The organism is Streptomyces sp. NPDC050619 (genome assembly GCF_040654815.1).
Taxonomy (GTDB): domain Bacteria; phylum Actinomycetota; class Actinomycetes; order Streptomycetales; family Streptomycetaceae; genus Streptomyces.
The window spans coordinates 1-13,189 of the sequence record NZ_JBFAIR010000007.1 but is presented as its reverse complement, the minus strand read 5'-3'; the positions used below and the strand labels follow the sequence as shown (position 1 = coordinate 13,189).

Annotated in this window: 14 protein-coding genes and 3 pseudogenes; 6 read left to right on the top strand and 11 right to left on the bottom strand. The window is 69.1% G+C overall.

The window, feature by feature from the left end; all coding sequences use genetic code 11:
- Positions 1 to 47: 47 nt before the first annotated feature.
- Positions 48 to 1,289: an ROK family transcriptional regulator gene (locus tag AB0I77_RS13920; RefSeq protein ID WP_363282753.1), complete on the top strand. Its 1,242-nt coding sequence runs from the start codon at positions 48 to 50 to the stop codon at positions 1,287 to 1,289.
- 331 nt (positions 1,290 to 1,620) lie between these two features.
- Here the strand turns inward: AB0I77_RS13920 and AB0I77_RS13915 are convergent.
- The 4 genes and pseudogenes from AB0I77_RS13915 to AB0I77_RS13900 form a co-directional block, all read right to left on the bottom strand.
- Positions 1,621 to 1,704: pseudogene (locus tag AB0I77_RS13915) on the bottom strand (family 1 glycosylhydrolase); the annotation flags it as partial.
- 196 nt (positions 1,705 to 1,900) lie between these two features.
- Positions 1,901 to 2,626: an alpha/beta fold hydrolase gene (locus tag AB0I77_RS13910; protein ID WP_363282752.1), complete on the bottom strand. Its 726-nt coding sequence runs from the start codon at positions 2,624 to 2,626 to the stop codon at positions 1,901 to 1,903.
- A gap of 321 nt (positions 2,627 to 2,947) precedes the next feature.
- The gene (locus tag AB0I77_RS13905) at positions 2,948 to 3,844 is read right to left on the bottom strand and encodes a fumarylacetoacetate hydrolase family protein (RefSeq protein ID WP_363282750.1); all 897 of its coding nucleotides are present in this window, start codon (positions 3,842 to 3,844) and stop codon (positions 2,948 to 2,950) included.
- Entirely contained in the window at positions 3,841 to 4,908 is a 1,068-nt protein-coding gene (locus AB0I77_RS13900; RefSeq protein WP_363282749.1) for a cupin domain-containing protein, read from the bottom strand. The genes AB0I77_RS13905 and AB0I77_RS13900 overlap by 4 nt, the downstream gene beginning before the upstream one ends.
- Positions 4,909 to 5,061: 153 nt before the next feature.
- Here AB0I77_RS13900 and AB0I77_RS13895 point away from each other — a divergent pair, with 153 nt between their 5' ends.
- From AB0I77_RS13895 to AB0I77_RS13880, 4 genes and pseudogenes are all read left to right on the top strand, one after another.
- Complete coding sequence (locus AB0I77_RS13895) at positions 5,062 to 5,763, top strand: GntR family transcriptional regulator (protein ID WP_363282748.1); 702 nt, start codon at positions 5,062 to 5,064, stop codon at positions 5,761 to 5,763.
- Positions 5,760 to 5,945, top strand: a pseudogene (locus AB0I77_RS13890) (hypothetical protein); the annotation flags it as partial. The gene AB0I77_RS13895 and the pseudogene AB0I77_RS13890, both read left to right, overlap by 4 nt.
- 53 nt (positions 5,946 to 5,998) lie before the next feature.
- A complete protein-coding gene (locus AB0I77_RS13885; protein WP_363282747.1) occupies positions 5,999 to 6,781 on the top strand; it encodes an FAD-dependent monooxygenase in 783 nt (260 codons plus the stop codon).
- A gap of 130 nt (positions 6,782 to 6,911) precedes the next feature.
- Positions 6,912 to 7,274, top strand: a pseudogene (locus tag AB0I77_RS13880) (SDR family oxidoreductase); the annotation flags it as partial.
- Between the two features lie 33 nt (positions 7,275 to 7,307).
- Here the strand turns inward: AB0I77_RS13880 and AB0I77_RS13875 are convergent.
- Genes AB0I77_RS13875 through AB0I77_RS13845 form a run of 7 tightly spaced genes read right to left on the bottom strand, consistent with a single transcriptional unit; the run spans position 7,308 to position 12,618 of the window.
- Positions 7,308 to 8,030, bottom strand: coding sequence for a class II aldolase/adducin family protein (locus tag AB0I77_RS13875; RefSeq protein WP_363282746.1), 723 nt, complete (start codon positions 8,028 to 8,030; stop codon positions 7,308 to 7,310).
- Complete coding sequence (locus AB0I77_RS13870) at positions 8,027 to 9,271, bottom strand: FAD-dependent oxidoreductase (protein WP_363282745.1); 1,245 nt, start codon at positions 9,269 to 9,271, stop codon at positions 8,027 to 8,029. The genes AB0I77_RS13875 and AB0I77_RS13870 overlap by 4 nt, the downstream gene beginning before the upstream one ends.
- Entirely contained in the window at positions 9,268 to 9,465 is a 198-nt protein-coding gene (locus tag AB0I77_RS13865) for a ferredoxin (protein ID WP_363282744.1), read from the bottom strand. The genes AB0I77_RS13870 and AB0I77_RS13865 overlap by 4 nt, the downstream gene beginning before the upstream one ends.
- Before the next feature lie 33 nt (positions 9,466 to 9,498).
- The gene (hcaB, locus tag AB0I77_RS13860; RefSeq protein WP_363282743.1) at positions 9,499 to 10,284 is read right to left on the bottom strand and encodes a 3-(cis-5,6-dihydroxycyclohexa-1,3-dien-1-yl)propanoate dehydrogenase; all 786 of its coding nucleotides are present in this window, start codon (positions 10,282 to 10,284) and stop codon (positions 9,499 to 9,501) included.
- Positions 10,281 to 10,589, bottom strand: coding sequence for a hypothetical protein (locus tag AB0I77_RS13855; protein ID WP_363282742.1), 309 nt, complete (start codon positions 10,587 to 10,589; stop codon positions 10,281 to 10,283). Before AB0I77_RS13855 ends, hcaB begins: the two co-directional genes overlap by 4 nt.
- Positions 10,586 to 11,212, bottom strand: coding sequence for a 3-phenylpropionate/cinnamic acid dioxygenase subunit beta (locus AB0I77_RS13850; protein ID WP_363282741.1), 627 nt, complete (start codon positions 11,210 to 11,212; stop codon positions 10,586 to 10,588). The genes AB0I77_RS13855 and AB0I77_RS13850 overlap by 4 nt, the downstream gene beginning before the upstream one ends.
- On the bottom strand, positions 11,209 to 12,618 hold the full coding sequence (locus tag AB0I77_RS13845) for a Rieske 2Fe-2S domain-containing protein (RefSeq protein WP_363282739.1): 1,410 nt from the start codon (positions 12,616 to 12,618) through the stop codon (positions 11,209 to 11,211). Before AB0I77_RS13845 ends, AB0I77_RS13850 begins: the two co-directional genes overlap by 4 nt.
- Positions 12,619 to 12,740: 122 nt before the next feature.
- On the opposite strand from AB0I77_RS13845, the gene AB0I77_RS13840 reads away from it, so the two are divergent.
- On the top strand, positions 12,741 to 13,189 hold a 449-nt coding region (locus tag AB0I77_RS13840), incomplete at its 3' end, for a helix-turn-helix domain-containing protein (protein ID WP_363282738.1).

Below are 13,189 nucleotides of genomic sequence, written 5' to 3'. Positions count from 1 at the left end.
GAGGCCCTCATTGACGGGCATAAGGCGGCACTATTACGTTCATGGGAATGCATAAAGACGATGGCTACACCGAGGAACATGTGGCATCGACGTCCGCGGCGGTGCCCTTGGCGCTGCGCCGGGTGCTGGGACTCGTGGTGTCCGGGGCGGCAACCAACCGGGCCGAGATCGCCCGGCGCAGTGGCCTGGCCCGCTCGACCGTGGGCCAGCAGGTCGACCATCTCGTCGGCACCGGCATCCTGGAGGAGGTCGAGTCCAGGCGATCCGTCCGGGGCCGACCGCCCCGTGTGCTGACCATCAGCCCGCAGGCCGGGACCGTCGCCGTGGTGGACGTCGACACCGCGGAGTCACAGGTCGCCATCGCCGATCTGACTCGGCGGATGATCGCGCGAGACGCTGTGGGCGTCCGAATCGACGCCGGTCCCCAAGCAGTGTTGAACGCGGTGGCGGAACGGCTCCAAAGCCTGCTGGAATCGAACCACCGCGATCCCGGCCGCGTGCGTGCAGTCGTCGTCGGCCTGCCCGGTCCGGTGGACTTCGAACAGGGCTGCGCGGTTCAACCCACCGGGATGCCGGGCTGGGACGGCTACCCGGTGGCGGAACACCTGCGGGAGCGCTTCCATTGTCCCGTCGTCGTGGACAACGACGTCAACCTGATGGCCATGGGTGAGGTCACCCAGGCTCGGCTCGAGACCCCGTTGCTCTGCCTCAAGATCGCGACCGGCATCGGCTCGGGGCTCATCACCGCCGACGGTGACGTGTACCGCGGCGCCGACGGAGCGGCCGGCGACATCGGGCACATCAGAGCCGTAGGCGGCGGCAACGTCTTGTGCGCCTGCGGGAACGTCGGCTGCGTCGGCGCCCTGGCCTCCCACCGCGCGGTCCTGCGGGGCCTCGGCATCCCGGAAGTGACCACCGACGACCCGCTCTTCGGCACCCGCGAGCTCGCCCGGCGCATCGCCGACAGCGATCCGACCGCGCTGCATGCCGTACGCCAGGCAGCCACGGAGATCGGAGAGGTGGTGGCCATGCTGGTGCACATGTTCAATCCCCGCACCGTGGTGCTCGCCGGCCCACTCAGTGAACTCCGAGACGACCTCGTCTCGGCCGTACGCGCCGCCGTGTACCAGCGCGCCCTGCCATTGGCCACCCGCAAGCTGACCATCACCGCGACCCAGCTCAAGGGGAACTCAGGACTGCACGGCGGAGTTGCCCTCGGCACACAGGACGTGTTCAGTCCTGCGGGGATCGCACGGTTGCTTTCCGAGGAGCCGGGACCGGATCGATAGGCACTGGCAACGCCCGCGGCCGACCGCGGCCCTCAGCGGCCGCACGGGCGCGCCCAGCACGTTGTGCACATGATCGAACATCGAGGCGAGTGCAACGCCGTTGCGTTAGCCGTCAGGCCCGGCGTCAACGTCTCCGCCCTTGATCATCTTGGGCCTTCAGGCGCTGGCGGCGCTGTTCGGGGAGGAGGTTGGCCAGTACGGCCCGGCCGATGGCCCCGATCAACGACGCCGTACTGCCCCGGGCAGGCCCCGGGGCGACGATGATCTGGTCCGCGGCGGCCTGGAAGAGAACGGTGAAGCTCACCCGCTGAACGGACAGTCCCGGCATGGCCATGTGCACCAGCCCGAACCGCCGCGCGTACCCCTGCGCCCACTCGAAGTTGTCCAGCAGCGACCACACGAAGCACCCGCGCACCCCATACCCGTCGGCGCCCGGCCCTCCGCTGGCGCTCTCCCGCCGGGTGGTGGGGTGGGCCCCGGGGCTCGCCCGCCGCACGTCAGGGGAGCCGTGCCCTCTCGTGTGGCCGACCTCTGTCATGGTTGAACGAGCCGCCAAGGTCGAGGAGTTCGCGCATGTCCTCCTCCTCCGGCGGTTCGGGAGGGGAAGGAAGTCAAGCCTTGAGCAGGGCGGCTGCGAGTTCGGCGGGGCGGGTGAACTGGGCCTCGTGGCTACCGGGGATCTCGATGACCGGTGTGGCAGGGCCGAGGCGGTGCGGGAAGCGTGGTGTGAAGCTGAACTCGCCGGGTGGCAGGGAGATGTCGTCGGAGCTGAGGAGGTAGACGGCCGGTATGCCGAGTGCTGCTGGGTCGATCGGCTTGACGGTTTCGGTGAAGTAGCGCATCGGTTGAGGCACAAGGAAGCTGTGGACGGTCCGCTGCGTACTTTCGTCGGCGTCCTGCATGAATGCGCTGCTGAAGACGTCATACGGGAGGGCGACACTGTTGTTCCCGGAGGCGGCGGCAAGCCCGCGGAACAACTCCCCGTAGTGCGGCGGGGCCTCTTCCAGCATGGGGGTTCCCTCCGCGGGAACGAATGCGCTCCAGTAGATGAGCTTGCGCAGCCGGGGCGCCAGCCGATGAGCGGCACCGGTGAGCGGAACCCCGCCCCAGCTGTGCCCGACCAGGGTGATGTCCCGCAGGTCGTGGCGTCCGACGAGGTCGACGATGAAGTCGCTGGCGTCGGCCAGGCTGTACCGCTCGGGGTCGTCGCCGTCCGCGAGGCCCGGAAGATCCGGGGCCAGGACATGGTGACCGGCGGCGCGCAGTCTCTGCGCCACCAGACGCCAGGTCCAGCCGCTGTGCCACGCGCCGGAGATGAGGACGAAGGTCTCGGTCATTGTGTCGCCGCCGAATGGTTGATGGTCTGGAACTGGATCCCTGGCTGACGCGGGAGCCGGATGGACGGACAAAGGACCGTTACCGGTCTCTGGGTGGCGTTGCCACCGCTTCCTGCCTGCCTGTCCTCAGGCATGACGATTCCTCTCAGATCGCTACGCGGTGCGAGATCGTCCCTCTCGCTGGGGTACGGCGCACCCGGTCGCGATGGTGGGCCGCGTTCGCTCTCAGGCGGCCCCGAGCACCATCGCGGTCCGCGGCCCGTCGGCACCAGCAGTACGACCGGAGCCGTGACCGGCGCTTCGCTCCCTTTGCGGAGCGGATCAACTGGCCGATGCCGCCGCGACGGCGTGCGGCACCTTGTGGCCACGAGTCGGCGACGCCACGGCACCGGTCGAGCTCACCGACACGTCGAGCCGACCGACCCGGTCGATCTCCACGACGATCCGTTGGCCGTCTCGAACCTCACCCACGCCGGCCGGTGTGCCGGTGGAGATCACGTCACCGGGCAGCAGCCGCATCGTGCTCGATATGTACGACAGCAGCCTGGGAACGTCCCAGATGAGGTCGGCGATGCGGGCGTGCTGCCGCGGTGTACCGTCCACCGAACAGCGCAGCTCGAGGGCCTCCAGCGGACCGACCTCGTCAGGGGTGACCAGGTAGGGGCCCAGAGGGGTGAACGTGTCGAAGGATTTGCGAATCGAGCGGTCCTCGCCACCGCGCATCGTCATGTCGAGCAGACAGGTGTAGCCGGCGACGTAGTCCAGCGTCTTCTCCGGCGGGATGTCGGACATCTCCCGCCCCACCACCAGCGCCAGTTCGCCCTCCTGGTCGAACCGCCGGTCGCGATAGGGCAGTTGGACCACGCCCCCGTACGGCACCAAGGACGAGGGCGACTTGAGGAACACACCGAGAGTGTCGACGTGAGTCTCCTGGCGCATCTCGGCCTGGTGATCGCGGTAGTTGACGGGGGCGGCAACGATCTTCGAAGGGTCCGGCACCGGAGCGTCGATGCGGACATCGGTGACCGCCAGCACCGGGGCACCGTCCACCCGGTCCCGCAGCTCGGTCAGTCGGCCTCCGGCATCCTGCAGCAGGCGCCGCATCGGCGAGGTGCCCGGCTCGCGCCGATCGTCGAGCAGCAGCACCCGGATTCCCTCTTCGGTCAGGACGCCCACGCCACGGCTGCCGTTCGCTGTCTCGAAGCTCACGAACTTCACTGCTGCTCCTCCCGCCACTCCTCGCGGTACAGCCGGATCGCCTCGAGGACCGGGGCGTCGCTGACCGTGAACACGTCGAGGTCTTCGGCTGTTTCGGAGGCCAGCGTGAGCCAGCTCCAGGACGGCACGGCGAAGACGTCGCCCGGTTCGATGTCGAACTCGTGCCCTGCGATGACGAGCGTCCCGGTTCCGTTCAACACGGCCCCCACCCGGGAGCCGGTCTGCCGGTGCGGCGTCGTCGTGCGGCCGGCGGGAACGCGCTGCATCTCACAGCGCATCGTGGGCATGACGTCCGTTCCCCTCGCGGGGTCGGTGAAGCGCAGCCTCGCGTCGCGCTCGACGGTGCCGGCGAGCACCCGCAGGGCGTCATCGGTGTCGCTCCAGCGGTACACGAGCAACGGCGAGTGATCGGCCGGCGGTTCCGGCAGATCCCGGGCCACCGGTGTGAGCCCGGCGCCCAGTGCCCACCGCTGCTCAGCGGCCGACCGCGCCGCCGTGCGCCTGTTCACCTCGTCGCTCGGCCCGACCTCGTAGAAGATCGACTCGAGGTAGGACACGAGGGGGACGTCCAGGACGTCGAGCCACATCATCGGATCGGCGGTCGTGTTGTGGTGCTCGTGGAACGTCCACGAGGGCGTCAGCACGAGGTCACCGCGGGCCATATGGATCGGGTCGCCGTCCACGAGCGTCCAGACGCCGGAGCCCTCGAACACGAACCGGAGCGCCGCCGGGGTGTGGTGGTGCGCGGGGGCGTACTCGTGGCCGTCGAGGTGCTGCAGCCCGGCCCACAGCGTCGGCGTGGCGTACGGGGCGCCGCCGAGTCCCGGATTCGCGCAGGACAGCACCCGACGGTCCCCGCCCTTGTCGAGGGGCACCAGGCGGCCTGCCCGGTCACCGACCTCGCGCAACTGCTTCCCACGCCATCGGTAGGGCTGCGCGCGCGACACCGGTTCGCCGGTCAGGACACCAGACAGGCGCCACAGGGGCTGCAGGTCGATGTCGGCCAGGTCTGCGTAGAGCGCGTCGAGCTGGGGGTCTTCGTCGGTGAAGCGCCGAGTGCCCATGGAGGCACCTCCTCATAGATGACTGCCCACGTGCATACAACCTCTCTTGATATTCTGTTGTCAAGAACTTGTTTCTTTCGATTTACTGGGTAAAAGCCCCTTGGGAGTGAGTGCACCCTTCACCCAAGGCGAGGTATTGCATACAATACGGGGATGACAGAAGTCGAGCCCACGCGAGGAAACACTGTTGACAGGGTGGTCGACGAGATCCGCTCGTTGATCCTGAACGGCCAGCTGCCCCCCGGGTTCCGTCTGCGGGAGAGCGCGCTGGCCGAGTCGGTCGGCGTGAGTCGCACACCCGTTCGTGAGGCGTTGAGCCGACTGGCATCCGAGGGTCTGGTCGAGGTCCGCCCGAATCGGGGCGCTGCGGTCAGGGCCGTCCCGCCATCGGAAACACAGGACGTCGCGGGGATCAGGGCCACCCTGGAAGGGATGGCGGCCCGGGGAGCCGCCGAGCGCATCACCGCGGACCAACTGGCCGAACTGGAGAAGTTCGATGGCGAGATGCATCAGCTCGTCCGCTCACTGAGCGACGAGAACGACGAGAACGACGAGATTTTCGAGCAACTCGCCGCACTCAACGAGAGGTTCCACGAGATCGTGCGCAGCGCCGCGAACAACCCCACCCTGCAGTCCATCTCTGGGACGTTCCGTTTGCTGCCGCTCGCCCGCCGGACGTTCCGGCACTACGATCCCGTACGGTTGCGACGATCGATGAGCAGCCACTCCGAGCTCGTCGAGGCCCTCCGCAGCCGCAACGGCGACTGGGCCGAGGCGGTGACACGGGCGCACATCTGGTCGGCCGCCGCGATCCAGCGGTACGACGGCGAAAGCCGGATGCCGCACGAATCATGATCGCGACACGCTCGGCAAATCGGGCATCAGGTCGTGGAAGACCCGGTCGGTGCCGTCATCGCACCAGCCGGCGCAGTAGTAGGTCGCACCGCGCGGAGACAGGTCGTACGGCAGCCGGTCCGTCCTGGTATCGACGTGGAGATACTCGCCGCCCACCCTGGAGCGGGCACTGCGTCGTGGCCCCCAGCTACCGTGCGGGACGGGTGTTCCTCGCCGGTGATGCGGCCCATCTGCTGTGGCCCATCTGCTGTGGCCCAGGGGAGGCTTCGGCGCCAACACCGGGATCGGCGACGCCGTCGACCTCGGCTGGAAGCTCACCGCGGTCCTCCAGGGCTGGGGAGGCCCGGCGCTGCTCGACAGCTACGAGCTGGAGCGGCGGCCGATCGCCGTCCGCAACGTCACCGAGGCATCGAACAACTGGAAGTCCGACTCCCAGCTCGCACCCGACGCCGCACTCGGCCGCGCGGACGCGGAGGGCGACCTGGCCCGCAGCAAGATGGGCGAGATGATCCGCCGGTCGAGGGGCGAGGAGTTCCGCTGCACGGGCATCCAGCTCGGATACCGCTACAGCGGCTCCCCGATCTGCGTACCGGACGGCACCCCGCAGCCGCCCGACGAGCCGGACGACTACGTCCCGTCGACCTGGCCCGGATGCCGGGCACCGCACATCCGGCTGCCCGACGGCAGCTCGGTGCTCGACCACTTCGGCCGCGGCTTCGTGCTCGTGGTCTCCGGGGTGGCAGACCCGTCCCCGCTGGTGAACTCCGCGCACCAGCGTGGCGTGCCGTTGACGGTGCTGCGCCTTGCCGATCCGGCCGCGGCCAGGCTCTACGAGCGGCCGCTGGTGCTGGTCCGCCCCGACGGGCACGTCGGATGGCGGGGCGCGCAGGCTCCGGCCGACCCCGCCGCGGTGCTCGACCGGCTGCGCGGAGCAAAGACCGGGAATCCGAATCCGACCGCGGGTCCGGTCATGGAGACGCAGGCGGTGCCGGCGAGAGTCGCCACTCACCAACTCTGACCCGCCACTCAGGGTGGACCTCCACCCGCATCATCGCCGGCATCCGGACGTGCTGTCCGGACCGCAGCCTCGCGGTCAGAGTGTGCTGCAGGAACGCCTGTGAACCGACGGTCGTGACGCGCCGCTCCTCGCCGATGAACCCGACGAGGTGTTCGACCGAGTCAACGCGGTCAATCTCCGTGGTGTCTGGGCCTGTATGAAGCACGAACTGCGCCAGATGCGCACCCAGGGCAGCGGCGCCATCGTGAACTGCTCCTCACTTGGCGGGCTCGTGGGTCTCCCGGGTCGCGCCGCGTACCACGCGTCCAAGCACGGCGTGATCGGCCTCACCGGCAGTGCGGCACTTGAATACGCACCGCGCGGCATCCAGATCAACGCGGTGTGCCCGTGCACGATCGACACGCCGATGGTCACAGACGTGATGGAAAAGGGCGATCTCGACCTGAAGGCGATCGTGGCGGACCAGCCGATCGGCAGGCTCGGTCACGCCGAAGGTGGATCACGCGTGTGGCTTGACGTCGGTACGTCACCCAAGCCGTGCCATCTCGTGTCGCCAGGCCGTGTCGTTGTTGAACGAGCCGCCCAGGTCGGGGAGTTCGCGCAGGTCCTTCTCCGGAAGATCCGTCAGAGTCCCGCCCGCCTTGACGACGTCCAGACAGAGGCGAGCGATCGTGTCGACAGAGATGGCGCGCAGGACGGCTTCGGGGACGCTGGTGCCGGTGCTGGTCAGTCCGTGGCCGCGGAGTACGACGACGTCTCGGTCACCGAGCGCGGCCACCATTTCGGCCGCGAGCCGACGCTCGCTGATGAGAACTCCACGCGGATAGACCGGTACACCACGGGCCGCCAGCCGTGTGCCGGGGATGTCGAAGGCCCCTACGACGGGGCGAATTCCCAGTCCCGCGAGATCGGCGGCGACGACCGCCTGGGGATGGGCGTGGACGACGGACGTCACCTCCGGCCGGGTGCGCAGGATCTCGGTGTGCAAGGGGAGTTCGTTCGGAACCGCCCATCCGTCCAACTCCCCGGGTGCCGCGGCCGCTCCGTCGAGGTCGACCAGGCGGATGTCGTCCGGCTCGGTGTACAGCAGGCCGCGTTCGTGTGGCCCGCGGCATCGTACGAGCAGCGTACGTTCGTCGACGCGCAGGCTGATGTGGCCGAGAATGCCGTCGGCGAGCCCACGTGCCGCCAGTACCCGGCAGGCGTCCGAGACGAGTCGGCGCAGGGCAGCCAGATCTTGTGTCGTCACGAGGCGGCTCCGGGGGCGGGGACAGGTGGGTGTGCGAGTGCGTCCACGCGTCGCTTGGCGGCATCCAGGGTGCTCCCGCCTGCGACGAGACGGCGGCACTCCAGCAGGACTCGTGGCCAGTTGACGGTGACGGCTGCGGTGAGGCGGCCGGCTTCGTCCCCGAACAGGGCAACCGCTCGGGCGTTCTCGTCGAACATGCCGATCACGGTGTGCTGGGTCGCCGTCGCGGGGCGACCGACGATCTGGATCTTCCAGTCGTACTGGTCGCTCCAGACGTATTCCACGGGCGCGTAGGGCCGCGGTTCCTCAGGATGAACGATGGTGTGGGCGACCGTCGCCGCTTGGTCGACGGCGTTGGTCCAGTGCTCCACTCGCAGGTGTTCCTGGTGACCGGGGTGGAACCAGCGGGCGACATCGCCGGCCGCGAAGACGCCCTCGGCGCCGACGGCGCGGCCGTACTCGTCGCACAGCACGCCATCCGCCAGTCGCAGGCCCGATCCGGCGAGCCAGTCGTCGTTGGGGACGGCTCCGATGCCGACCACGACCGTGCACGCCCGCAGAATCTCGCCGTCGTCGAGGGTGACGGCGAGACTACCCGCCGCCCCAGTGACCGAACGTACGGCACGGCCGACCCGCGTGCGAACTCCGTGGCGTTCGTGCAGGGAGACGAACAGCTTGCCCAGCTCCGCGCCGAGCACCCGTTCCATAGGGGCGAGGGACGGGTCGACGACCGTGACCTCGCAACCGAGGGCGCGCGCGGTGGAGGCCGTCTCGGCCCCGATGAAGCCGGCGCCGATGACCACGACGTGTCCGCCCCGCGCCAGGTCGGACCGCAGGGCGTCGGCATCGGCGAGGGAACGGACGAGGTGCAGTCCGGAGTCGACCTGCCACGGCGACGGGCGGGCCGCCGCTCCCGTGGCCACTACGCACACGTCGTAGCCGCACTCGGCGCCGTCTTCGAAGCGGACCAGATGCCCCGTCGGGTCCAGCTCCACGGCCCGGCTGCCGAGCCGCAGCTCGATGTCCAGGTCCCTCGCTTCCTGCTCGGTCAGCAGGAGGAGGCGCTCCGTGTCCCAGTCTCCCGCCAGGAACTGCTTGGACAACGGGGGCTTGTCGTAGGGCAGGTGGGGCTCGGCTCCCGCCAGGACGATCCTTCCCGCGTGGCCCTGTGCGCGCAGGGCGCGCGCCGCCCGTACCCCGGCCACGGAGGCGCCCACGAGCAGGACGGTGCGGCCGCTCATATGCCCTCGATGGTGAGGGCGGAGGCGGGGCAGGTGCGGGCCGCTTCCTGGATGCGGGGCAGGTCCTGGTCGGTGATCTCGGTCTTGAGGAGCACGACGACGCCGTCGTCGTCCAGGTCGTAGGTGTCCGGTGCCGCGATGACGCAGTTCGCGTATCCCTGGCATGCCGCCAGGTCGGCCTTGAGGAAAGGCACGGTGCTGTCCTTTCACAGGAGATCGGATGAGGTTCAGGCTTTGACGCCGATACCGCCGTCCGGATGGACGGCGCGGCCGGTGATGCCCCGCGACCGGTCGGAGGCGAGGAAGACATAGCTCCAGGCGTGGTCGGTCGCGGAGAGAGCCGTTCGCAGCGGGACCCGGGCGGCGAGCTCGCCGGCCCGGCCCGGGGTGTCACCCAGGCTGCGCCCTGCCAGCCCGAGGCTGTCGAGCCCGCGCAGGTCGGTGCCGAGGGTGCCGCCGGGGGCGACCGCGTTGACGCGGACATCCGGGGCGAGTTCGTAGGCGAGGGAGGTGACCACGCCGCGTACGGCGAACTTGGAGGAGACGTAGAGGATGCCACCGCGCCCGGGGTGGTAGGCGGAGGTCGACTCGGTGAGCACGATCGCCCCCTTGGCCTCCCGCAGGACGGGCAGAGCGGCCTTGACCGAGTGCAGTTGGCTTCTGACGTTGACGGAGAACATCTCGTCGAACGCCTCGTCCAGGATGTCGGCGGGCAGGTCGCCGAGCCCCTGGTAGTAGTCGAAGATGCCCACGCAGTTGACCAGGACGTCGAGGCCGCCGAAGACGTCCACAGCGGCCTCGACGGCCCTCTCGTTGGCGGATCGGGTCGTGGCGTCACCCTCCACCACGGGGACCTCGGGGAGTTCTCCGCGCAGGGCCTGGCATTTGGCCGGGTCGCGTTCGAGCGCGGCGACCCGTGCGCCCTCGGTGCGGAACACGTCGACGACGGCCCTTCCGATGCCCGATCCGGCACCGACCACGAGGGCGCGTTTGCCGTCCAGCCAGCCGCTCACGTCTCCTCCTCGGGGAGGAGCGGGCCGAAGGGGCTGCCGATCATCGCGGCGAAGGTGGCCGTGTTCTGCCAGGTCAGGGCCTCCAGCTCCAGCGGGCACAGGGCCACCCACTGGCCCGAGCGGGTCGACTCGACGAGCAGCCGGGAGCCGTTGCGGGTCTCCACGCGGCTGACCCGGACCTCCGCGAATTCGTTGCCCAGCCTGAGTGGCTCGCCGGTGCGGCCCGCCTGAAGGGCGGCCTTCTGAGCGGCTGCCCGCCGCGCGGCCCGGGCGTCCTCGTCCTCGCCTTCCCAGCTCAGCGTCACAGGAACACCGCCAGGTTCTGCATGCGGATGACCGAGTCGTCGACGAGGATGGTGCGGCGCGCCAGCTTCCACCCGCCGTCCGTGCGGCGCAGCAGATCCTCCCGGCCGGCGGAGACCTGGGCCGCTTCCCGGTAGTCGCCGCGGCTGCGGTACAGCAGCACACCCGACTCCACCACCACGTGCTCCGGCGCCTCCGCGGCGAAGGTACGCACATTGGTGAGGTGGTGCCGCAAACGCGACGGCGGGTCCTCCGTCCAGGCGTGCTCGGTGAGGAACCGGGCGACGCGGCGCGAGAGGGAGTACTTGTCCTCGTCGAAGTGGGCCATGCCGGGGGCGGTGTCGAAGCCGGCGCCGAGCGCGGTGGTGACCCGGACCGGCATCAGGTAGTGAATGTCGTCCGTGAGCAGATCGAGCCACTCCTCATACCGCTGGGCGTCCAGGAGGTACGCCTCGTCGACGAGCCACTGGTGGGCCAGCAGATGACGCTCATCGTGGAAGGGCAGGGTGCCTCCCGCCCGCTTCACCCGTGAGGCATGGGCGCCGAGTACCGCCTGCTCGGAGTGGGTGCCGGTGCGGCCCGCGGAGTAGGCGCCACCCCGGTACGAACCGGTCCGCGTCGTCATGCCGGGCTCCCCGTCGTGCTGTTCTTCGCGTCGCCGGCGCCGCGTTCCCGGCCCACCTCGACCGTGGCGACCCCGGTGTCCGGTGCGGCGAGGTGGTCGGCCCAGCGGTTCAGCAGCTCCCGCTGGTTGTACTCGCCGTATCCGACATGCGCCGTGCCGGGGCCCGTGAACTGATCAGGCGTGAGCCGCGGGGAAACCTCGGTACCGTCGGCCAGCAGGCCCATGCGGCTGTTCAGAAGCAGACGCCGCGCCATCGAGCCGGCGGCGGTGTTCGTGAGGGAAACCCAGTTCTCCACGTCGTCCTGCTCGAACATGCCGGTGGATCCGAAGCACATGAGGTACGCCTTGTACGACAGTTCCTTGAACTCCTCGGGCGCCTCGGCGTCGACGGCGAACCAGGAGAGGATCTCCGTCTCGTCCTGACTGACGGGCTGCCACTGGCGCAGGGAGATGAACGGGACCACCTCGTCGCTGTCGGCGACCTTCGGCCAGTTGTGCACCAGGCTGAGGTTGGGGAAGAGGGAGGCGGCGGAGATCATGAAACCGTCCTCGCCGATGACCCGGAGCTGGTCCTCGGACCAGGACTTCTTCATCCGTTCGATCATCTCGTCTCGGTAGCCGACGTAGCGCAGACGCTCCTCCAGGGTGCCGGGCGGCAGCTTGTAGGTGGTACCGCCGCCGTTGCCGGCCCAGTAGGTGCAGCCGTCCTTGCGCTTCTCGGCCTTGGGCTCGCGGAACAGGCCGATCTCGACGACGCTCGTGTGGGTCTGCGGCGTGTGGTACATGTCGCCGGCGAAGTTCTCGGCGCCGATCTTCCAGTTGGCCTTCACCCGCCACCGCTGCGGACCACGCAGCTCGATGCCGCTCGGGCTCTGCTTCGTGTAGTAGTCGAGGTAGAAGACGAAGTCGCCGAGATGGTCGAGCAGGGACGGCGCCTCGGGATCCATGGAGAGAAAGATCAGGCCGTTGTACGTGTCCAGGTTCGGGGCGGGCAGCAGCCGCTGGCCCTTCCTGCGGAAGCCGGCCTCGCCGCCGTAGGCGTCCTGGTGGAACGGCAGGCCCGCAATGCGTCCGTCATTGCGGTAGGACCAGCCGTGGTACGGGCAGCGGAAGTGGGAGGCGTTACCCATCTCCGCACGGCACACCTGCATTCCACGATGCAGACACATGTTGAAGTGAGCGTGGATCTCACCCTTCTCGTCGCGGGCGAGGATGAAGGAGTCGTCGAGCACGCGGCGTACGACGTAGTCGCCGGCGGCCGGTATCTCCGACTCGTGCCCCACAAACATCCACGCACGGCTGAACAGCCGCTTCTTCTCCAGGTCGAAGACATCCTGATCGTTGTAGATGTGCGCGGGGATCATCCCGCGGCGCACATCGTCGAGGAGGTCGGCGCGGTCACTCATCAATCCGTCCCTCTGTAGAGCGGAGACTATCTCTGCTGAGTAGAACATTGGGATCCCGTGCAGTCAACCGGGAGGAGTCAGGGTGGCGGGTGCTCGGCGAGAGTCCGCCTTATTCTTCTGTCATGAAGAAGTCCGAGGTTCAGTTGTCGCTCGCCAGCGGGCCCGCGCCGCAGTATCCGATCGAGTCGGTCGACAACGCGCTGAGGGTGCTGCTCCTGCTCGGCGAGCGGAATGAGCTCAGGCTCACCGAGGTCGCCCAGTACCTGGGGGTCGCGACCTCCACCGCACACCGCCTGCTCGCGATGCTCACCTACCGCGGATTCATCCGGCAGGCCGAGCGGGGCAAGGCGTACGTCCCGGGCACGGCGCTCACCGGCGTCGCCTTCTCCATCCTCCAGCGCTTCGACGTACGGCAGGCCCTCCATCCCTTCCTGGAACGGCTCAACGCACAACTGCAGGAGACCGTGCACCTCGGCGTGCTGGACGGGACGACAGTCCGGTTCGTGGACGCACTGGAAAGCCCCCGCGCCGTACGCGTCGCCTCCCGCCTCGGGCAGTCGATGCCGGCCCA